General features: G+C 70.0%; 19 protein-coding genes and 1 pseudogene. 11 read left to right on the forward strand and 9 right to left on the reverse strand.

The window, feature by feature from the left end; translation table 11 throughout:
* Positions 1–2: 2 nt before the first annotated feature.
* The 3 genes from AXK60_RS05935 to AXK60_RS05945 form a co-directional block, all read right to left on the reverse strand.
* Positions 3–1,133, reverse strand: a complete 1,131-nt coding sequence (locus AXK60_RS05935) for a DUF475 domain-containing protein (RefSeq protein ID WP_068570176.1) — start codon at positions 1,131–1,133, stop codon at positions 3–5.
* Between the two features lie 90 nt (positions 1,134–1,223).
* Positions 1,224–1,799, reverse strand: coding sequence for a TerD family protein (locus tag AXK60_RS05940; protein WP_068570177.1), 576 nt, complete (start codon positions 1,797–1,799; stop codon positions 1,224–1,226).
* 106 nt (positions 1,800–1,905) lie between these two features.
* Positions 1,906–2,481 carry a TerD family protein gene (locus AXK60_RS05945; RefSeq protein ID WP_068570178.1) on the reverse strand — a complete coding sequence of 192 codons (576 nt, stop codon included), beginning with the start codon at positions 2,479–2,481 and terminating at the stop codon, positions 1,906–1,908.
* Between the two features lie 186 nt (positions 2,482–2,667).
* Here AXK60_RS05945 and AXK60_RS27885 point away from each other — a divergent pair, with 186 nt between their 5' ends.
* From AXK60_RS27885 to AXK60_RS05965, 4 genes are read left to right on the forward strand one after another with little or no spacing between them, the layout of a single operon-like run.
* A complete protein-coding gene (locus tag AXK60_RS27885) occupies positions 2,668–4,002 on the forward strand; it encodes a TerD family protein (RefSeq protein ID WP_068570179.1) in 1,335 nt (444 codons plus the stop codon).
* 10 nt (positions 4,003–4,012) lie between these two features.
* Entirely contained in the window at positions 4,013–4,633 is a 621-nt protein-coding gene (locus AXK60_RS05955) for an AIM24 family protein (RefSeq protein ID WP_068570180.1), read from the forward strand.
* A 6-nt stretch (positions 4,634–4,639) separates the two neighbouring features.
* Positions 4,640–5,332, forward strand: a complete 693-nt coding sequence (locus AXK60_RS05960; RefSeq protein ID WP_068570181.1) for an AIM24 family protein — start codon at positions 4,640–4,642, stop codon at positions 5,330–5,332.
* The gene (locus AXK60_RS05965) at positions 5,329–6,096 is read left to right on the forward strand and encodes an AIM24 family protein (protein ID WP_068570182.1); all 768 of its coding nucleotides are present in this window, start codon (positions 5,329–5,331) and stop codon (positions 6,094–6,096) included. The genes AXK60_RS05960 and AXK60_RS05965 overlap by 4 nt, the downstream gene beginning before the upstream one ends.
* Positions 6,097–6,207: 111 nt before the next feature.
* On the opposite strand, the gene AXK60_RS05970 is transcribed toward AXK60_RS05965, so the two are convergent.
* The 3 genes from AXK60_RS05970 to AXK60_RS05980 form a co-directional block, all read right to left on the reverse strand.
* Complete coding sequence (locus AXK60_RS05970) at positions 6,208–6,957, reverse strand: hypothetical protein (protein ID WP_068570183.1); 750 nt, start codon at positions 6,955–6,957, stop codon at positions 6,208–6,210.
* A 147-nt stretch (positions 6,958–7,104) separates the two neighbouring features.
* The gene (locus AXK60_RS05975) at positions 7,105–8,211 is read right to left on the reverse strand and encodes an inositol-3-phosphate synthase (protein WP_068570184.1); all 1,107 of its coding nucleotides are present in this window, start codon (positions 8,209–8,211) and stop codon (positions 7,105–7,107) included.
* Complete coding sequence (locus AXK60_RS05980) at positions 8,189–8,791, reverse strand: PadR family transcriptional regulator (RefSeq protein ID WP_068570185.1); 603 nt, start codon at positions 8,789–8,791, stop codon at positions 8,189–8,191. The genes AXK60_RS05975 and AXK60_RS05980 overlap by 23 nt, the downstream gene beginning before the upstream one ends.
* Before the next feature lie 236 nt (positions 8,792–9,027).
* On the opposite strand from AXK60_RS05980, the gene AXK60_RS05985 reads away from it, so the two are divergent.
* The 3 genes from AXK60_RS05985 (at position 9,028) to AXK60_RS05995 (ending at position 13,943) form a co-directional block, all read left to right on the forward strand.
* Entirely contained in the window at positions 9,028–9,426 is a 399-nt protein-coding gene (locus AXK60_RS05985; protein ID WP_175399941.1) for a DUF5318 domain-containing protein, read from the forward strand.
* Positions 9,427–9,507: 81 nt separating this feature from the next.
* On the forward strand, positions 9,508–12,249 hold the full coding sequence (locus tag AXK60_RS05990; RefSeq protein ID WP_082777853.1) for a transglycosylase domain-containing protein: 2,742 nt from the start codon (positions 9,508–9,510) through the stop codon (positions 12,247–12,249).
* Positions 12,250–12,383: 134 nt separating this feature from the next.
* Positions 12,384–13,943 (forward strand): glycosyltransferase family 87 protein, encoded by a 1,560-nt coding sequence (locus AXK60_RS05995; protein ID WP_231855550.1) that lies wholly within the window; start codon positions 12,384–12,386, stop codon positions 13,941–13,943.
* A 104-nt stretch (positions 13,944–14,047) separates the two neighbouring features.
* Here AXK60_RS05995 and AXK60_RS27890 read toward each other — a convergent pair.
* Together AXK60_RS27890 and AXK60_RS06010 are read right to left on the reverse strand one after the other, a co-directional pair.
* Positions 14,048–15,178 (reverse strand): annotated as a pseudogene (locus AXK60_RS27890) (hypothetical protein); the annotation flags it as partial.
* Between the two features lie 69 nt (positions 15,179–15,247).
* A complete protein-coding gene (locus AXK60_RS06010; protein ID WP_244881040.1) occupies positions 15,248–16,069 on the reverse strand; it encodes a CPBP family intramembrane glutamic endopeptidase in 822 nt (273 codons plus the stop codon).
* A gap of 99 nt (positions 16,070–16,168) precedes the next feature.
* Between AXK60_RS06010 and AXK60_RS06015 the strand changes: the two genes are divergently transcribed.
* Positions 16,169–16,717 carry a hypothetical protein gene (locus AXK60_RS06015; protein WP_068570190.1) on the forward strand — a complete coding sequence of 183 codons (549 nt, stop codon included), beginning with the start codon at positions 16,169–16,171 and terminating at the stop codon, positions 16,715–16,717.
* 93 nt (positions 16,718–16,810) lie between these two features.
* Positions 16,811–17,245 (forward strand): hypothetical protein, encoded by a 435-nt coding sequence (locus AXK60_RS06020; RefSeq protein ID WP_068570191.1) that lies wholly within the window; start codon positions 16,811–16,813, stop codon positions 17,243–17,245.
* 24 nt (positions 17,246–17,269) lie between these two features.
* Here AXK60_RS06020 and AXK60_RS06025 read toward each other — a convergent pair whose 3' ends face one another.
* The gene (locus tag AXK60_RS06025; RefSeq protein WP_139057778.1) at positions 17,270–18,760 is read right to left on the reverse strand and encodes an aldehyde dehydrogenase family protein; all 1,491 of its coding nucleotides are present in this window, start codon (positions 18,758–18,760) and stop codon (positions 17,270–17,272) included.
* A 75-nt stretch (positions 18,761–18,835) separates the two neighbouring features.
* Here AXK60_RS06025 and AXK60_RS06030 point away from each other — a divergent pair, with 75 nt between their 5' ends.
* Complete coding sequence (locus AXK60_RS06030) at positions 18,836–19,825, forward strand: NAD(P)H-dependent flavin oxidoreductase (protein WP_068570193.1); 990 nt, start codon at positions 18,836–18,838, stop codon at positions 19,823–19,825.
* The gene (locus AXK60_RS06035; protein ID WP_068570194.1) at positions 19,822–20,583 is read left to right on the forward strand and encodes an enoyl-CoA hydratase-related protein; all 762 of its coding nucleotides are present in this window, start codon (positions 19,822–19,824) and stop codon (positions 20,581–20,583) included. Before AXK60_RS06030 ends, AXK60_RS06035 begins: the two co-directional genes overlap by 4 nt.
* Positions 20,584–20,668 lie beyond the last annotated feature (85 nt).

A 20,668-nucleotide genomic window follows, 5' to 3' on the forward strand; every position in this document is an offset into this window, starting at 1 on the left:
GCTCAGGCGTCGATCTGCTGCGGGGCAGACACCGGGGCGTCGCCCTCGGCACCGTCGCCCTCGCGACGGTTGCGGACGATGCTCGAGCCGAGCGCGGCCAGGATGAGGACCACGCCGATGAGGCCGGTGACCACCTCGGGCACCTCGGTGTGGATCGAGAACAGCAGGATGCCGGCGAGCGCGCCGATGGCCCAGTGCGCGCCGTGCTCGAGGTACACGTACTCGGACAGCGTGCCCTTCTCCACCAGGTACACCGTGAGCGAGCGGACGAACATCGCGCCGATGAAGCCGAGGCCCAGGGCGATGATGATCGGATCCGCGGTGATCGCGAACGCACCGATGACACCGTCGAACGAGAACGACGCGTCGAGCACCTCGAGGTAGAGGAACAGGAAGAAGGCGGCCTTGCCGGTGACCTTCGCCAGCTCCGAGGGGCCGGACCGGGCGCGTTCCGCCTCCTCCTCCATCTCCTCGACGTGGAAGAACTCGCCGAGGCCGTTGACCACGAGGTACGTCACCGTGCCGAGGATGCCAGCGATGAACACGGTCTTCGACTCGTCGACGGTGTGCGCGGCGAGCGTGCCCGTGACGACCAGGGCGACCAGGGCGACGACGATCGGGAAGCGGTCCAGCTCGCCGATCTTCTGCAGCGGGCGCTCGACCCAGCTGAGCCAGGTGAGTTCGCGCTCACCGTCGAAGATGAAGTCGAGGAACAGCATCAGCAGGAACATGCCGCCGAAGGCCGCGATCTGCGGGTGCGCCGCGGTGATCAGGGTCTCGTAGCTCGCGCTGCCGTCCGCGAAGTACTTGGCACCGTCGGCGGGCGGGTTGAGCGCGAGGTCCATCGCCTTGACCGGGTCGAGGCCGGCGGTGATCCAGACGATCGCGAGCGGGAAGACCAGGCGCATGCCGAAGACGGCGATGAGCACGCCGACCGTCAGGAACATGCGCTGCCAGAAGTGGCTCATCCGCTGCAGCACGGTGGCGTTGATCACCGCGTTGTCGAAGGAGAGGCTGACCTCGAGGATGCCCAGGATCAGGGTCAGGACGAGGGCCTGCGGCCCGCCGTAGAAGAACGCCACCACCAGCGCGATGACGGTGATGAAGAAGGAGAGTCCGAAGATGCGGAACACATCGGCCTTTCGAAGAAGGGATGCGGGAGCGCGAGACCCGGCGGGCGGTGGTCCGCTCGCCGGGTCTGCGCGCTCTGCGTGAGCTCGGTGCTAGACGTTGACGCCGTAGTCGCGCGCGATACCCGCGAGACCGGACGCGTAGCCCTGCCCGACGGCACGGAACTTCCACTCCGCGCCGTTGCGGTAGAGCTCGCCGAAGACCATCGCGGTCTCCGTCGAGGCGTCCTCGGAGAGGTCGTAGCGGGCGATCTCCTGGCCGTTGGCCTGGTTCACGACGCGGATGAAGGCGTTGCGGACCTGCCCGAAGGACTGGCCGCGATTGTCCGCGTCGTAGATCGACACGGGGAACACGACGCCCTCGACGTTCGGCGGGATCGCGGCGAGGTTCACCTTGATGACCTCGTCGTCACCGTCGCCCTCGCCGGTCAGGTTGTCACCCGTGTGCTCGATGGAACCGTCCGGCGTGCGGAGGTTGTTGAAGAAGACGAAGTTCTCGGGCGACGCGACCTTCCGGTTCGCGTCGATGCCGATGGCGCTGGCATCGAGATCGAAATCGGTGCCCGTGGTGGTGCGCAGATCCCAACCGAGGCCGACCGAGACGGCGGTGAGGCCCGGGGCCTCCTTGGTGAGCGAGACGTTGCCGCCCTTGACCAGACTGACACCCATAGAACGTGTTCCTCCCGTTAGCACGACGGCGCCAGTCCGCCCCCGCGTGTGATTCGAACTATACCGACGAAACGGATATCGAACGGCGGTGAATTCGAGGCTGAACTCAGATGTTCACGCCGAAGTCGCGCGCGATGCCCGCGAGACCCGACGCGTAGCCCTGGCCGATGGCGCGGAACTTCCACTCCGTGCCGTGCCGGTAGAGCTCGCCGAAGACCATGGCGGTCTCGGTGGAGGCGTCCTCGGAGAGATCGTAGCGAGCGATCTCCTGGCCGCCCGCCTGGTTGATCACCCGGATGTAGGCGTTGCGGACCTGGCCGAAGGACTGGCCGCGGTTGTCCGCCTCGTGGATCGAGACCGGGAAGACGATCGCGTCGATCTGCGGCGGCACGGCCGCGAGATTGACGTTGATGGTCTCGTCGTCACCGTCACCGTCGCCGGTGAGGTTGTCACCCGTGTGCTCGATCGAGCCGTCCGGCGAGCGCAGGTTGTTGTAGAAGACGAAGTGCTGATCGTTGAGCACGCGCTTGGCGGTGTCGACCGCCAGGGCGCTCGCGTCGAGGTCGAAATCGGCGCCGGTCGTGCTCCGCGCGTCCCAGCCCAGCCCGACGGCGACCGCCGTCAGCCCGGGGGCCTCCTTGCTGAGCGAGACGTTTCCACCCTTGCTGAGGCTGACTCCCATGTGATTCCTCCCGAGAAGCTGTAGGCGCCGGAGCACCGTCGCCTGATGACGTGGTCGCGAAATTCACAGTACGCGAATTCGGCCCGTGACCGCCGGGTTCGTGCCGCAGTCATCCGGACGAACGACATGTCAGTCTGATCCGTGCGTTCCGTGCCGATTCGCCGGATTCTTGCAACAATCGTCAGTGTGACTTCACTCGCACGCGGTCAGAACACGGCCCTGTCCCAGACCACACTCGCGGTGGCGATCGCCGGCGTCGCGCCCGGGTCGGTGGATCTGTTCGCCATCCAGGTCGGCGACGACGGTCGGGTCCGCAGCGACGCCGACCTGGTGTTCTTCAACAGCCCGACCTCGCCCGAGGGCGCCGTGCGCCTGACCGGTCCGGACGCGTTGACCCTGGACCTCACCGCGATCCCACCCGCCATCAGCACCGTCCGGCTGGCCGTCGCGCTCGACGACAAGGTCCCCGGGTCGCTGGCGTCCGTGCCGGGCCTCAGTGCGCGCGTCGGCGCAGACGACTGCCCGGCGGGCGGTCTGACGACCGAACGGGCCGCGGTGCTCGCCGAGGTCTACCGCCGGAACGGTGCGTGGAAGCTGCGCAATGTCAGCGCAGGGTGGGATCGGGGTCTGGTCTCGCTGCTCACCGAGCACGGTGTCACCGTCGACGGTCCGCCGCCCGCCGCGAGCACTCCGCCCCCGGCGCCCTCCTACCCTCCGGCGCAGCCGGCCTACCAGCCCCCGCCCGCGGCACCGTCGTACCCACCTGCGCAACAGGCCTATCCGCCCGCGCAGCCGGCCTACCCCCCGGCGCAGCCGGCCTACCAGCCCCCGCCCGCGGCACCGTCGTACCCGCCCGCGCAGCAGGCCTACCCGCCCGCGCAGCCCGCCTATCAGCAGCCTCCGGCGCCCGCCGGTCCGCCGGTCAACCTGTCCAAGATCACGCTCACCAAGTCCGCGCCGACGGTGTCCCTGGCCAAGTCCTCCGAGCGGCCCACCGGCCACATGCGGGTCAACCTGAACTGGACGCAGGGGAAGAAGGGACTGTTCGGCGGCGGCAACGCGGTCGACCTCGACCTCGCGTGCTTCTACGAACTGCGCAACGGCGACCGGGGCGGCGTGCAGGCGCTCGGCAACGCCTTCGGCAGCCTCGACCGCGCGCCGTACATCCAGCTCGACAGCGACGACCGATCCGGCCAGTCGCAGGGCGGCGAGAACCTGTACATCAACCTCGCGCACCTCGACGACTTCGTGCGGATCCTGATCTTCGCCTACATCTACGAGGGCACTCCGAACTGGGCGTCGGCCAACGGCGTCGTCACGCTCTTCCCGCCCGGTGGCCCCGAAGTGGAAGTGCGGCTGGACAATCCGGATCGGCGTGCGATCTCCTGCGCGATCGCGCAGCTGCACGTGGTGAACGGGGAGCTCACCGTCACGCGCGAGGTGCAGTACATCCACGGGTCGCAGCGCGCCGTCGCCGAGGCCTACCACTGGGGCCTCAACTTCACGCCCGGCAGGAAGTGACGGAGGGGTCATGCAGCTCGTTTCGAAGACGAAGCGGGTCGTCGAGGCGCACCTGAACAACAGCTCGATCCGAGCGATCAGCGGCTCGATGATCGCGTACGAGGGTCAGGTGACCTTCAAATCCGCCGGATTCGGTGGGGGCGACGGAGTGCTCGCGGGCCTCAAGCAACGCGCCACCGGCGAGGGGCTGTCGCTGATGGAGTGCACCGGCACCGGTGTCGTGTACCTCGCGCAGGACGCGGCCACGGTCACCGTCGTCGACCTGACGGGGGAGACGCTGCAGGTCGAGTCGCAACAGCTGCTCGCGCTCACACCGCAACTGTCGACCAACGTGACCTTCGCGGGGGTGCGGGGCGGAATGTCCGGGCAGGGCCTGTTCACGACGACGGTGACCGGGCACGGCCAGGTCGCGCTGCTCTCGCTCGGTGGGCCGCTCATCCACCTGGAGGTCTCGCCGCAGTACCCGCTCGTCGTCGACCCGGACGCCTTCGTCTGCGCCCGAGGGCAGCTGTCGCAGTCCTTCGTCACCGACGTGTCCTGGCGCTCCGCCCTGGGACAGGGTGGCGGCGAGGCCTTCTCGCTGCGCTGGGACGGCTCCGGCGTGGTCTCGATCCAGCCCGCGGAGAGGTAGGCGCAGGTGTTCACCAAGGTCAACGGCAAGGTCGTCTCGATCGACCTCACGCGGTCCGGGCCGGTCATCGCGCGGCGCGGCGCGATGCTCTTCTACACCGGTCAGGTCTTCTTCCAGCCCCACCAGATCCCCGGCATGGGCGGCGGATCCATGATGGGCGGCCTCGCCGGCATGGCCGGGCGGATGATGCAGGGCGAGCACGAGGCGACGATGGTCGCGCAGGGCAACGGCACCGTGCACTACGGCTTCCGCGGACTCGAGGTCGAGGTCGTCGAGATGCCGCAGGGCGGCGAGCTGCGGGTCGAGGCCTCGCGGCTGCTCGCCCACACGCAGGGCCTGCAGGCCTCGATCGTGTCGACGGCGGCCTCGGGTGGGGGCGGCGGAGGCGGCCTGATGGGTGCGCTGCGTTCCGCGGCCGGCGGTGTGGCCACGGGCCAGGGCATGTTCACCACGCAGCTCAGCGGCGTCGGCGCCGCGGTGATCCTCGGCCACGGCGGCTTCATCACCCTGCAGGTCGCGCCGAACCGCCCGGTCACCGTCGACCCCCAGGCGTTCGCCGCGGCGCTCGGCCCGGTGCAGACGAACCTCCGGTCCACCGTGAGCCTGCGGAACATGGGCCGCACCGGCGGTGAGGCCTTCCAACTCGACTGCACCGGACAAGGTGTGGTGTACGTCCAAGCATCGGAGCACCGGTTGTGAGCGAGCTCGACACGGTCTGGAACCCGCACACCCTGCCCGCGGGCGGCGACAACGTGCCGGGCAACCAGTACTCCTACTGCATCGACCTGATCAAGCCGTGGTTCCTGTCCAAGGGCGCGATGATCGCCCACTACGGGCAGATGAGTTTCACCTCGCTGCAGCACGGCCTGCAGGGGCAGCTGCTGCAGATGGTCGCGCACCAGTTCTCCGCGCCGCTGTACCTGGGCGACTACGTGGTGGCCGAGGGGCACGGCAAGCTCATCATCGGTGACCGGGGCAACGACATCAACGCCTACGACCTCGACGACAACGGCAACCTCACGATCCGCGCGGCGAATCTGCTCGCCTTCGAGCCGAATCTCGCACTGCAGCAGTCGATCGTGCCCGGGTTCGTGACACTGATCGGCACGGGCCGGTTCCTGGCCTCGTCGAACGGCCCGGTCATGTTCGTCGAGCCGCCGATGCGCGTGGACCCGGAGGCGCTCGTGGGGTGGGCCGATTGCCCCTCGCCGAGTCACCACTACGACCAGGCCTGGGTGACGAGCTTCGTCGCGGCCGCCGGGCGCGCGCTCGGCGTGAGCTCGGGCGAGGAGCGCCAGTTCGACTTCACCGGCTCCGGAACGGTTCTCGTGCAGTCGAGCGAGAAGGTGCTCGACGACGTGCACCTCGTCCGCAACATCACCGGTCAACTGCCGGGGATCTCCGTCTCCGGCCTGCAGCAGATCAACGCCACGATCCAGCAGCAGATGGGACAGCAGCAGTGATCCGGCGCGCCACCGCATCGGATGCGGAGAACGTGTCGGAATCCGCCCGCGCTGCCGGTAGTCGGCAGGTTTCGGCGCTACCGGCAGCGTCGTACGGATGACCACCAGAGGTCAAAAGCCGCCGAAGTCGCCGCCACCGCCGAAGTCGCCGAAACCACTGTCGCCGCCGAAGCCGCCGTCCGAACCGGAGTCCCACCCGCCGTCGGTGCCCGAGTCGAGAGCACCGTCGACCCCGGGATCGGCGAGGACGGTCGGGCCGACCCCGGCCATCCCGGCGAACATCGAACTGAACAGCAGGTAGCTGCCCACGCCCCAGGCGCCGGCGACGAGGGCGGGCTTCCACCAGGGCTCGCTGTACCAGCCGGCGGGCACGGGGCGACCGGCCACGACGCCGCCGGGGTAGTAGTTCGGGGTGCGGTCCGACGGTGCCGGGGACGCGTCGAGCGTGCGGCCCTCGACCTCGACGGACCGGTCCTCGGAGACCGAGCCGGCGGAGCGCTGACCGTCGAGCTCGGGGATCGGCGGGCCGGGATCCATGTCCATGGCCACCCGCGCGGCCCGTGCGTAGTAGAGGCCCTCGAGCGCGGTCTGCTTCGCGAGCCGGGCCTGCGCGGGCGTGTTCGCACCGCCGACCTGGGCGCCGGCGGCGGTGTACCGCTCGCCCGCGTCGGCGAGGGCCTGGCGCGCCGCGTCGTTCGACCCGACGAGGTTGTTGACCTGCCCGGCGAGGCGGTCGATGGCGGCCCGGGCGTCGGCCTGCGCGTCCGACAGTGCGGTCGTCCGGGCACCGCGATTGCGCACGACGTTCGCGATGATGAGGGCGACCGCCACGATCACGACGATGATGAGCAGGGTCTTCATGTCGTCGACGGTACCGAGACCGGACGTCGCGCGGCTTACAGCGATCTGAAGATTCGGACTTTTCGCCGGCGGAGAAGGACGGAGGACCCGCCACCCACGCGGGTGACGGGTCCTCCGGTCCGGGCGTGCGCCCGCCGATCGCGCGGACTACTCCGCGCCGATGATGAACTCCTCGAGCTGCTTGCGCGCGATGTCGTCGGCGATCTGCTCCGGCGGGGACTTCATGAGGTACGCCGAGGCGGGGATCACGGGGCCGCCGATGCCGCGGTCCTTGGCGATCTTCGCGGCGCGCACGGCGTCGATGATGATGCCGGCCGAGTTGGGCGAGTCCCAGACCTCGAGCTTGTACTCCAGGTTCAGCGGCACGTCGCCGAAGGCGCGGCCCTCGAGGCGGACGTACGCCCACTTGCGGTCGTCGAGCCACTCGACGTAGTCCGACGGGCCGATGTGCACGTTCTTGTCGTGCACCTTGCCGGCCAGCGGGCCGTTGAGGTTGCTCGTGACGGCCTGCGTCTTGGAGACCTTCTTCGACTCGAGGCGGTCGCGCTCGAGCATGTTCTTGAAGTCCATGTTGCCGCCGACGTTGAGCTGGTACGTGCGGTCCAGCGTGACGCCGCGGTCCTCGAACAGCTTCGCCATCACGCGGTGCGTGATGGTGGCGCCGACCTGGCTCTTGATGTCGTCACCGACGATCGGGACGCCCGCGTCGCGGAACTTCGCGGCCCAGACCGGGTCGGAGGCGATGAACACGGGGAGCGCGTTGACGAAGGCCACGCCGGCGTCGATGGCGCACTGAGCGTAGAACTTGTCGGCCTCCTCCGAGCCCACGGGCAGGTACGAGACCAGCACGTCGACCTCGTTGTCCTTGAGCTGCTGGACCACGTCGACACCCTCGCCCGGCGCCTCCTCGATGGTCAGGCGGTAGTACTTGCCCAGGCCGTCGAGGGTGTGGCCGCGCTGCACGACGACGCCGGTGGGCGGCACGTCGGCGATCTTGATGGTGTTGTTCTCCGAGGCGTTGATGGCCTCCGAGAGGTCGAAACCGACCTTCTTGCCGTCCACGTCGAACGCGGCGACGAACTCGACGTCGCGCACGTGGTACGGGCCGAACTTCACGTGCATGAGGCCCGGCACAGTGGCGTCGTCGGCCACGTCCTTGTAGTAGTGCACGCCCTGCACGAGCGAGCTTGCGCAGTTGCCCACGCCGACGATCGCAACGCGAACCTTGTTGTCAGTCACCGTTGTTCCCTTCATTCGGTGTCAGTGAAGCGGCGCCGGGAGCGATGCGCGCGGGCCGATCTTCTTGGTCGGAGCGGGACTCGGCGGCGATCAACTCGTTGAGCCACCGCACCTCACGCTCCGTCGTTTCCAGTCCCAGCTCGTGCAACTGCCGCGTGTACGTCTCGCTCGTGCCCCCGGCCGCGAGGGCCCGACGGAGCTCCTCCCGCCGTTCCTCGACCTGCCGGCGGCGACCCTCGAGGATGCGCAGCCGGGCCTGGGCGGGGGTGGCGGTGAAGAAGGCGAGATGCACGCCGAACCCGTCGTCCGTGAAGTTCTGCGGTCCGGTGTCGGCGACGAGGGCGGAGAACCGCTCCTTGCCCGCCGGGGTCAGACCGTAGACACGGCGCGCTCGGCGCTTCCGGGCGGTTGCGGTGGGGCCGGGCGCCTCTTCTTCGGCGATGTAACCGGCGTCCTGCGCGCGGCGCAGGGCGGGGTACAGCGATCCGTAGGAGAACGCGCGGAACGGACCCAGCAGTTCCGTCAGCCGCTTGCGGATCTCGTAGCCGTGCATCGGGGATTCGTGCAGCAGACCGAGTACTGCGAGTTCGAGCACTGCCGCCTCCTCTCCGGGCACGACGCCGAGCCCGTGCGGGCGACGCGAGTGGATCTATCTCATCAATCGATCGGCAGTTGTATCGCGCCGATATATACGACGATACCCCAGCGATGAACGCGCGATGAACGGCAGGCGGCGCCGCGCTCGATGGGAGCGCTCGGACCGGGGAGGATCGGCATGGGCGGAATGCCCTTGTCGCGGCAGTGCGGACCCGAGCCACGTACATTGGATCCGTGCGGACGCAGAGGCAAACGGTGGACTACGCGCTGCAGCGGCGATCGCTGCTCGCGTCGGTCAACGCCGGGCGCACCGCGGTGAAATCCGTGTGCGATGCCGATACCTACCTCCTGCGTGCGGCCAAGTTCCACGGCCGTACGTCCGAGGTGCTGTGCCCGATCTGCCGCAAGGAGCAGCTGACTCTCGTGTCGTGGGTGTTCGGTGATTCGCTCGGCCCGGCGTCGGGTTCGGCACGGACGGACGCGGAGCTCAGCGACCTCGAATCCACGTCAGTGGAGTTCTCCGTGCATGTCGTGGAGGTCTGTAGGTCGTGCAACTGGAATCATCTGGTGCAGTCGTACGTCGCGGGGCTGCCCCCGCGGCCGAAGCGGAAGCGTCGCGCGGCGCCCGGGTAGCGGGATCCGACGGCCGGTCGGTACGACGGGGGTAGCGCGGGGGCGCACGAAGAGAACGAAGAGACGAGCGGAGAACCAGCGGTGACGAACCCGGGTGGCAACGACGAGCGGAACGGGGCGGCCGGAAGGCCGTCGCGGTCCGGAGGGGCGGTCCCTCCGCGGCCCGCGCCGAAGCCGCCGGTCCCGCCGCAGGCGGCGCCGACCACGCAGTTCCCGCTGGTACAGCCCAGCGGCCAGACTCCCGCGCAGTCCGCCGGCCCGAATCCCGGCCGTCCCGCCCCGGGCCCGAACGCCCCGGCACCGTCGGGCTCCGGCGCGCGCCCGGCACCGTCGGGCGCGAACGTGCCGCCGTCGGGCACCGCCCGCTCCGCCTACCAGCCCCTGTCCGGCCGCCCGGTCGACGAGTCCGAGCTGGCCGCGGAGGCGGATCGCGGCGGACCGTCGCGCCCGGAGGAGCCGGAACAGCCCGTCGTGATCCGCAAGAGCGCCCCTGTCGCGCCCCCACCCGCCGACGGTGGCGGTGATGGCCCCGGGGGCGACGGTCCGGGGGGTGACGGCCCCGGTGGGGGCGACGGGGACGGGCCGGACGAGCCCGAGGACGACGATCATGACGACTCCGACAAGAAGGGCCTGCGAGCACTCGTGAGCGGATCACTCTTCCGACGCGTCGTGACCGGCGGTGTGGCCGCGGTCGCGCTGATCCTGGTGGTGGCGCTGCTGGCCTTCCTCATCGGCTACTGGCGCACCGACGTGCCGCAGCCCGGGGAGATCCAGACCGAGCAGGTCGCCACGATCACGATGAAGGACGGCACCACGCCGATCGCGCGGGTCGTCCCGGCCGGTGGCAACCGCGAGATCCTGCCCGCGCAGGACATCCCGGACGTGATGAAGAACGCCATCATGGCGGCGGAGGACCGCGACTTCGCGACGAATCCGGGCTTCTCACTCAAGGGCTTCGCGCGCGCCGTGTGGCTGCGCGTACCGGGCGTCGCGAGCGACGGCCAGGACGCGGGCGGCGGTTCCACGATCACGCAGCAGTACGTGAAGAACGCGCTGGTCGGGGATGAGTCCTCGCTGACGCGCAAGTGGAAAGAGCTCATCCTCTCGACCAAGATGTCCAACTCCTGGTCGAAGGACGACATCATGGCCGCGTACCTGAACACCATCTACTTCGGTCGGGGGGCGTACGGGATCCAGGCCGCGGCGAAGGCCTACTTCAACGTCAACGCGAAGGACCTCAAAGCCGAGCAGGCGGCTCTGCTGGCGGGCGTCGTCCGCGGGCCGTCGCTGTACGAGCCGACCACGCACCTGGCGGACGCCACGGGCCGGTGGAACTACGTGCTCGACGGCATGGTCGACATGAAGACGCTCGATCCGACGCAGCGGGCCAAGATGCAGTTCCCGAAGGTGACGGCGCTGAGCAAGAGCAGCGGTGACGATCTGTCGGCCGGCCCGAACGGCCTGATCAAGACCCAGGTGCTGCGCGAGCTCAAGGACGCGGGCATCGACGAGTCGACCCTCAATACGCAGGGCCTGAAGATCACCACCACGATCGACCCGCAGGCGCAGTCCGCGGCGGTGAAGGCCGCCAAGAACATGGCCGAGAACCAGCCGAAGGACCTGCGCACCGCGATCGTCTCGGTCGACCCGAAGACGGGCGGCGTGCTCGCCTACTACGGCGGCGACGACGGCAACGGCTACGACCGCGTGCAGGCCGGCCTGCAGACCGGATCCTCGTTCAAGGTGTTCGCGCTGGTCGCCGGGCTGGAGCAGGGCATCGGCCTGTCGAAGGTCTACTCCTCGTCGCCGTTCAAGGCCCAGGGAGTCACGGTCACCAACTCGGACGGCGAGTCCTGCGGCAGCTGCAACCTGGCGACGGCGATGAAGATGTCGCTGAACACGGTCTTCTACCGGCTCATGATGGATCTCAACGGACAGGCTCAGGCCGTCGCGGACGCGGCGCACAAGGCCGGCGTCGCGGAGAGCTTCGGCGACATCAAGAAGACGCTGCAGCAGACCGACGGCAGCGGCGTCGAGGGCGGCGTCGTGCTGGGTCAGTACCAGAGCCGGCCGATCGACATGGCTTCCGCGTACGCCACCCTGGCCGCCGAGGGCATCTACCGCAAGCCGCACCTCATCTCGAAGGTCGTGACCGCCGACGGCCGGACCCTGTTGGACCGGCAGACCGATCCCGGCGAGCGTCGCTTCAGCAAGGACGTCGCGAACAACGTGACCGCGGCGCTGCAGCCGATCGCGTCCTACTCCAACGGCCACGGGCTGGCAGGCGGTCGCGCCTCGGCCGCGAAGACCGGCACCGCGCAGTACCAGGACACGGGGCAGAACAAGGACGCGTGGATGGTCGGCTACACGCCGTCGATCTCGACGGCGGTCTGGGTCGGCAACGACAAGGGCGGCCCGATCACCAACTCGTACGGCGGCATCATCTACGGCTCGGGCGTCCCGTCGGACGTCTGGAAGCAGACGATGGACGGCGCGCTCTCCGACTCGGACTACGAGTCCTTCCCGACGCCGGGATACATCGGCGGTTCCGCGGGCGTGCCGGTGGAGACCCGGGTGCGCACGAGCTCCGCGGGCTCCGCCTCCGCGTCGGCCTCGGCCGAGCCGAGCGCGAGCCGCACGGTGCCCGGCCTGCCCGGCGTCCCGATGCCGACGTTCCCGTGGGATCCGACGACCACGCAGCCGGGCAACGGCTACCCGACCTATCCCGGTCAACCCACCACACGTCCGCGCCCCGGTGGCGGAACGGGCAACGGCAACGGCGGCCAGACGGTGCCGCCGCGGGTGACGAACCCGGTGCCGTGACGGAAGCCCCGGACGAGTCCGGCACGGGTGTCGGCACGGACGTGGACGTCGACCGTCTCCACGTCAGCCCGGGCCGCTTCGATCCGGCGACGGCGGTCGAGCCGGACCGGGACGTCCCGAGCCGCACCGATGCGGTGGCGCGGGACTTCTCGACGGCCCTCGGCGGCCCGGTCGGCGCGCACGCGCAGCTGGGCTTCCAGCGGTTCTTCACGCCGCTGCGCCTGATCCTGCTGGTAGCGGTGCTGTTCCTGGCGCTGGGTTGGACCACGAAGGCGGGCTGCCTGCAGCAGAAGAACGACGGCGGGCAGCTGGTGCTCGACTGGTCGGGGAACCGGCCGTACGCCGCGATGTGCTACTCGGACACGGTGCCGCTGTACGGGGCGGAGCGTCTGAACGAGGGCCTCATGCCCTACAAGACGCAGTTCTTCGACACCGATCCCACGGGCGCCCGGCAGGAGCGCTACATGGAGTACCCGGTGCTCACCGGGATGTACCAGTACGCGTCGATGCGGATCGCCAAGACCTGGGCGGCGCTGCACGACGAGTGGGGCGTGCCCGCGGCCATCGAGGTCGTGCTGTTCTTCACGGTCGCCGCGGTCGGGCTCGCGATGTTCTGGCTGATCGCGGTGTGGGCGACGACCCGATTAGCGGGCGGTGCCGCCGGCCCCGGGCGGCTGGCGGCGCGCCGGCCCTGGGACGCGATGCTGATGGCGGCGTCGCCGCTGGTAGCCGTGCACGTCTTCACCAATTTCGACGCCATCGCCGTCGCGGCGATGGCGGTCGGAATGTTGCTCTGGGCCAAGCGGATGCCGGCCTGGGCGGGCATCGTGATCGGCCTCGGCACCGCGGCGAAGCTGTACCCGGCGTTCCTCCTGATCGTGCTGTTCTTCCTGTGCCTGAGGGCGGGCCGGCTCCGGCCGTGGCTCACCGCGTCGCTCACCGCGGCCGCCGCGTGGCTCGCCGTCAACCTGCCGGTGCTGGCCCTGTGGCCGCAGGGCTGGTGGGAGTTCTTCCACCGGAACTCGATCCGCGCGGTCGACATGGACTCGATCTACGCGGTCATCAGCTCGTTCACCGGCGGTTGGGTGTTCGGCGGCGCGGGTCCACGGGGCGGCGCCTCCGCGCTCGCCAACGCGATCACCCTCGTGCTCTTCCTCGCGGTGATCGCCGGCGTGGGCTACCTGGCGCTGAAGGCGCCGCGGCGGCCCCGGGTCGCGCAGCTGGCGTTCCTCCTGGTCGCGGGCTTCCTCCTGGTCAACAAGGTGTGGAGCCCGCAGTACTCGTTGTGGCTGGTGCCGCTGGCGGTGCTCGCGATCCCGCACACCCGGATCCTGCTGGCCTGGATGACGATCGACGCGCTGGTCTGGGTGCCGCGCATGATGTACTTCCTCGGCATCCAGAACAAGGGCCTGCCGGAGCAGGCCTTCACGGCCACCGTCCTCCTGCGGGACCTGGCCGTGATCGGCCTCTGCGTGCTGGTGGTGCGGCAGATCTACCGGCCCGACGAGGACCTGGTCCGGTCGACCTTCCCGGGGCCGTACTCGCCCCCGTTGGACGACCCCGCGGGCGGCGTGCTCGACGGTGCGCCGGACGCGTCCTGGCTGCGCAACCGCAGCGAGGCGCGGGGCAGGTACCAGAGGAAGAGCAGCAGCAGCGCGGCCCGGCCCCAGACGCCGATCCACACGCCCCACTGAACCCACCAGGTGATGGGCGAGTTCGCCGCGTGCTCGGAGAAGTAGTTCCACACCGTGAGCTCGAGGCTCAGGTCGCACAGCAGGTAGGCCGCGACGAGTCGCCAGTCGACCTTGAGCAGCACGAAGAAGGGCAGCAGCCACAGCACGTACTGGGGTGAGTGCACTTTGTGGAAGAGCATGAACGCGGCGAGGATCGCACCGCTGACGCCGACCCACGGGTAGACGCCGGTGCGACGGTAGCGCAGCCATCCGACGACCAGCAGCGCGACGATGGATACCGCGATCAGCAGCGGTGAGAGCGCGCCGACGAGATCGTCGTAGGCCTTCGGATCGTCGTAGGCCTTGAGCACTCCCCAGTACCAGATGGAGTTGGTCGACAGGTCCGCCGTGCGCAGCTCCTGGAACTTCAGCGAGGCGCGCCAGCCGTCGAAGCCGAAGACCATGAAGGGCACGTTGATCGCGACGGCCACCACCACTGCCGTCGCCGCGGTGGCTGCGGCGCCCACCCAGTCGAGCAGTCGCCAGTCGATCCGGGCGCGCGGTCCGGGACCGTCGGGCAGGGCGACGGTGCCGCCCCTCCCGTGGGTGAGCACGTAGAGCACGAGCGGCGCCACGAACAGGCCCGGATAGATCTTCAGGTCGAAGCCCACGGCGAGGACCGCGGACGTGGCGATCGCCGGGATGCGGATCGAGCCCCCGGTCCGGTCGGCCCAGGCCATGATGCCGAAGGCGAGCGTCGCGGCCGCCACCACTGGAAGCTCCATGTTGTGGAAGGCGTACAGCGCGAGCGGAGGGGCGACCGCCCACAGCGCGGCCGTGCGGCCCGAGACCTTCGCGAGTACCCACGCGGTGAGCAGGCCGAAGGGCGCGAGCAGCAGCGCCATGTGCAGCAGGAACTCGGCGTCGTTGTGCGCACCGATCGCACCCACCCAGAACAACAGCCCGCTGAGCACGGGGTACTCGATCGCGCCGCCCTGCAGCTTGCCGTCGGCGTCGATCCACCCGTTCAGGTACGGGAAGACGTGGTTGTTCACCTCGCGCCCGCTCCAGAGGAACTGCAGGTCGGAATAGCAGATCCGGCCGGGCGTGTTGGCGAAGCCCTCGGAGCGGCCGAACTGGTCGAAGGGTGCGCCGGTGCACTGAGCCTTGATCTGGTAGCCGATGACGAGCGCTGCAACGGTGAGACCGAGCACGGTCCACGCCACCCGGTCGGGGCGGAATCTGGGCCGGGACATGCGCTCCACCCTATCGGTCGAGGTCGCGCGCCCGGGCTTCGCGGTCGTCCGGGTGCGCGTGACGCCTCGTCATCCGGCGAGCAACTGCACGGGGTTCGCGTTCCACACGCCGTGGATCACCAGGAGCGGCCACATGACTCGGTAGCGCAGCCACAGGAAGCCCAGGAACAGTCCGCTCACGCCCTGGTTGGCGAGCACGTTCACCGCGTCGCCGGCCAGGTTCCCGGACCCCTGGATCGCGATGTGCCAGGCCGCCCACACGATGGCCGAGATCGCGACCGCCGGCCACGGGCCGAGCGCGGCGCGCCATCGGGTGAGCAACCACCGGCGGTAGAACACCTCCTCGAGCAGCGCGTTCATCGCGAAGCCCCCGAGCAACAGGACAGCGCTGTCCGCGACCGGCACGCCGGCGAGGAAGGAATCGCGCTCCTCCGCCAGCGACAGGTACACGGCCAGGTACGCGATCACGGCCGGCGCCGGGCTCCACCGTGCCTCTACGGTCGGATCAGGCCAGGCCGCCCCGCGTCGCCGCGCGACCGCGAAGACGACGACCGGCACAGCGAGGAGTAGGCCGAGCTTGAGCACGGTGTAGTTCGGTTCGGCCGGGCCGAGCACGATGAGGGCGCTCGCGAAGGCGACCCCGCAGGTCAGGAGTGCCCAGGCCTGCGGCAGCGGGTTCGACGGTGTCGCTGGGTCCCGGGCATCCACGGGGAAAGCGAGCGCGGCGAGCAGCCCGGCGACGGCCGGTGCCCAGGGCTGCCACCACGAAATGGTGTCCATCGAGTCGGCGGTGTACCGCAGGCCCCGGCCCGTCACCGCGAGAACGAGCGTCGACCCGACGATGGCGCCCACGCCGACCACCGCCGCCGTCGGACCCGCCCACGCCCTCACGCTCACCACGGTAGTGCCCTTTCGCGAACCTTGTTAACGATCACGCAGCGTCGGTCGATCAACCAGTGAGCCGCATCCTGCGGCAGGGGAGGAACGGACATGGGGACGACGATGAAGGTCGCGGGCGCGGTGCTGTTCGCGACGGTGGCCGTGGCGGGGTGCGGGGACGGGTCACGGTCGGCCGGGCCGACGGTGACGGTGACCGCCGCGCCGAGCGCGAACCCGGGCGGCTCGTCCGCGGGGACGCAGCAACCCGAGACGCCGACCCGGACGGCGACCGCCGCCCCGACGGCCGCGAATCGCACCGTGACGGCCCTGCCCACTGCGGGGCAAGCGGTGCGGGTGCTCACCGAGTCCGGCAAGACCACCTGCAACATCCGCGCTGAACTCGTCGAGTGCCAGTCCGTCGAGTTCGGCAAGACCTACCGGGCCAAGACCGGGGAGCCCGCCACCGGGTTCGTGTACCGCGACGGGGCTCTCGGTTGGTACTACGGGAACATGGCGGTCACCGCGCCGGCCACCACCATCCGTTACGGCAGCACCTACAGCGCCTACGGGTGGACCGTCGAGGCGAGCGCGGGGAAGACCGTGTTCTCCCGCGACGGACACGGCGTCAGCGTCGACGTGACCAACACGACCACCTTCTGACGGTCCCCGCCGGTCCGGCCCGATGGGCCGGGCCACGAGCACAGAGGCCCCGGCACTCGCCGGGTCCACGACGAACATCTCTCGAGGAGAATCATGAAGCGCATCATCTGCGTCGCGGCCGCTGTCGCGGGCGCGGCACTCGTCGTCCCCGCGACCGCCCAAGCGGCGCCCGTTCCGGTTCAGCAGAGCCCGGCGACCACGATGGTCTCCAGCGGTCTTGCGGTCGCGATGCTGTGGCGCGCGAACGTCGCGGTCCAGACCCGCAGCGCGGGCGTCGTGTCGATCTCGGCCCCGGCGGACGGGCGGATCTGCATGTCGAACGGCTACGCCACGCTCATCCGCGTCGACTACGTCAACCGCACCACCGGCGCCCGGGGCGGCGTCACCGTCAAGCCCTGCCAGAACTTCGCCAACCCGACACCGGCGGCGGTCGACGCCCGCACCGGCGCCGGGAACGTGACCTTCACGACCACCTTCGTCGGTGCGCCGATGGCGGTGCCGGGCAAGGGATCGTTCACCGTGCGCTGATCCCCGAGCGATGGGGCGGTGCGGTCAGCGCCCGTAGACGTGGCGCAGCATCAGCCGCACCGCCTTCATGTCGCGGGCCTTGCGGTCGAAGGTGAGCAGGTTCATCGGAGCCGTGAACTTCTGTGCCGCGACGGCTTGCGGTCTGCTGAACTCGCGGAGCCCGTCCGCGCCGTGGATCCGGCCGAAGCCGGAGTCGCCGAGCCCGCCGAAGGGTAGGGCGGGCACGGAGGCGAAGGAGAGGAACGAGTTCACGGCCACCGAACCGGTGCGGAGCAGGCGCGCCAGCTCCCGACCCCGGGAGACGTTGCGCGTCATGATCGCCGCGGACAGCCCGTAGGTGCTGTTGTTGGCCCTCTCGATGCCCTCCTCGATGGTCGCGACCCGGTTCACCACCACGGTGGGGCCGAAGGTCTCGTCGGTGACCGCGGTTGAGTCCTCCGGGACGTCCACGAGCACGACGGGCTGAACCGTGGTCTCGCCCACGGACTCCCGGCCCCCGACCAGCGCCCGCCCACCGTGGGCGAGTGCGTCGTCGATGTGGCCGGCGATGATCGGCAGCTGCCGGGCCATCGTCGCCGGACCGTAGTCGGCACCGTCGTCGTCCCCGCCGCGGAGGGCGCGGGTCCGCGCGACGAGCTTGTCGACGAACTCGTCGTACCGGTCGGACACCACGTACACCCGCTCGACGCCGGCGCAGGTCTGCCCGGCGTTGCCGAAGGCGCCGAACGCGGCCGCGTCCACCGCGGCGTCGACGTCCGCGTCGGAGTCGACGAGGAAGGCGTCCTTGCCGCCGCCCTCGATCGTGACGGGCGTGAGGGACTCCGCGCAGGTCGCCATGACCGTACGGGCGGTGCGGGCGGAGCCGGTGAAGGCCAGTTTGTCGACACCCGAGCGGCACAGCGCGGCACCGGTTTCCCCGCCGCCGTGGATCACCTGCAGCACGGGCTGTCCCGGGCACGCGGCGTTCCAGGTGTCGGCGAGGAACTGGCCCACAGCGGGCGTGAGCTCGCTGGGCTTGAAGACGACGGCGTTGCCCGCGGCCAGTGCGTACGAGACCGAGCCCATCGGGGTGAAGACGGGGTAGTTCCACGGGCCGATGCAGCCGACGACGCCGAAGGGCCGGTACTCGACGGTGGCGGCCAGGTTCGCGCCGAGCAGGCCCGACGGGACCTTGCGCCGGCCGAGCACCTTCTCGGCGTTCTTGGCGGCCCAGTCGATGTGCACGACGGCGAGCATCACCTCGAGCAGCGCGTCGTCGGTCGGCTTGCCGGTCTCGGCGGAGATCACCGCGGCGAGCTCCTCCGCCCGCCGCGACAGCTCCGCGCGGAAGCGCAGCAGCCAGCTCCGCCGGGCTTTCGGCGCGAGGTCTCCCCACCAGGCCGCCGCCTCGCGGGCGGCATCGACCGCCTCGATCACGGTCGCGGCGTCGGCCACGGGGAAGCGGGCCACCTCGGCCCCGGTGCGGGGGTCGGTGGAGATCAGGTCACCGGTCTGCAGGTTCGACGGTGCGGTCATGCGGTCCTCCGGAAGTTCTCGGGTATCTGAGCCATATGTTAGAGACTGTTCTCTCATCTGTGCTAGCTTTCGGGCATGTTCTCAACGCGCTTCACCGAGCAGTTCGGCGTCCGGTACCCGATCGTCCAGGGCGGCATGATGTGGGTGGGGCGCGCCGGCCTCGCCGCCGCGGTGTCCGAGGCCGGCGGGCTCGGCATCATCACGGCTCTCACGCAACCCACGCCGCAGGCGCTCCGTGAGGAGATCGCGCGGGCGCGGGACCTGACGTCGAATCCGTTCGGTGTGAACCTCACCGTGCTGCCGACGATCGACCCGCCGCCCTACGAGGAGTTCCTGCGCGCGGCGGTCGAGTCGGGGGTGAAGATCATCGAGACCGCTGGGTCGAACCCCGCGAAGTTCCTGCCGTACCTGAAGGACCACGGCGTCAAGGTGATCCACAAGTGCACCAGCGTCCGGCACGCGCTCAAGGCACAGGCCATCGGGGTGGACGCGGTGTCGATCGACGGCTTCGAGTGCGCCGGCCACCCGGGTGAGGACGACATCCCGGGCCTCGTACTGATCCCCGCCGCCGCGGACGCGCTGGACATTCCGATCCTCGCGTCGGGCGGCATCGCGGACGCCCGCGGCCTCGTCGCCGCGATCGCGCTGGGCGCGGACGGCATCAACATGGGCAGCCGCTTCCTCTGCACGGTGGAGTCCCCGATCGCCCCCGAGGTGAAGCAGCAGATCGTCGAGAACTCCGAACTGGACACGAAGCTGATCTTCCGCACGCTGGGCAACACCGCCCGCGTGGCGAAGAACTCGGTCTCCGTCGAGGTGGTCGAGACCGAAGCGCAGGGCTGCGAGTTCGAAGACATCCGGCACCTCGTGGCGGGCGCCCGCGGTCGCAAGGTCTTCGAGGACGGCGACGTCGAGGCCGGTATTTGGAGCGTCGGCCTGTGCCAGGGCCTGATCCGCGACGTCCCGACGGTGGCGTCGCTCATCGAGCGGATGATCACCGAGGGCGCGTCCATCGTCGAACGGCGCCTCGCGCCGCTGGCGCGAGTGGAAGAGTCGGTGGCATGAGCGAGGACTTCCTGCGCGCCGTCGACGCCGGCGTCCTGACCGTCACCATCGCCCGTCCGCAGCGGATGAACGCCTTCGGCGTTCGCGCGGCGTGGGACCTCGCCGGCTTCATCGCCGAGGCGGACGCGGACCCAGGGATCCGTGTCGTGATCATCACCGGCGAGGGCAAGGCGTTCTGTACGGGCGCCGACCTGGCGGGGGAGGCGGCGGCGCCGCAGGAGGCGCTCGACGCGGTGAACGCGTACGTCCGCGCGATCGTCGCGGCGTCGATCCCGGTGATAGCCAAGGTGAACGGTCCGTGCGCGGGAATGGCGGTGGGCCTGGCATTGGCCGCCGACCTGACCTTCGTCGCCGACACCGCCTACTTCCTGTTGCCCTTCGTCGGCATCGGTCTGTTGCCCGACGCGGGCACCACGGCCCTGGTCCCCGCCGCCATCGGCCGTACCCGGGCGATGGGCATGGCCCTGCTCGGCGAACGCGTCTACGGGCCGGAGGCCCTCGCCGCCGGGATGGTCACGGCGGTCCGCCCGGCCGAGGAGCTCGACGGTGCCGTCGCCGCCGCGGCCGCGAAGCTCGCGTCCGGACCGCGGGAGGCGATCGCCGCCACCAAGCGCGCCATGAACGCCTCCACCCTCGCGGGCCTCGACGGTGCCCTCCGCCGCGAGACAGACGAGCAGGTCGTTCTGCTGCAGACCGACGATCACCAGGAGGGCGTCGCCGCCATGCTCGGCAAACGCCCGGCCCGCTTCGCGGGTTGAACGTCGGCCGCGAAGCTGCTCGCTCCGGTGAACCGCGGCAGATGCCAACTATCCTTGGATTGAACCAAGAATAGTTGGCATACAG

Source organism: Tsukamurella pseudospumae, assembly GCF_001575195.1.
GTDB classification, from domain to species: Bacteria; Actinomycetota; Actinomycetes; order Mycobacteriales; family Mycobacteriaceae; genus Tsukamurella; species Tsukamurella pseudospumae.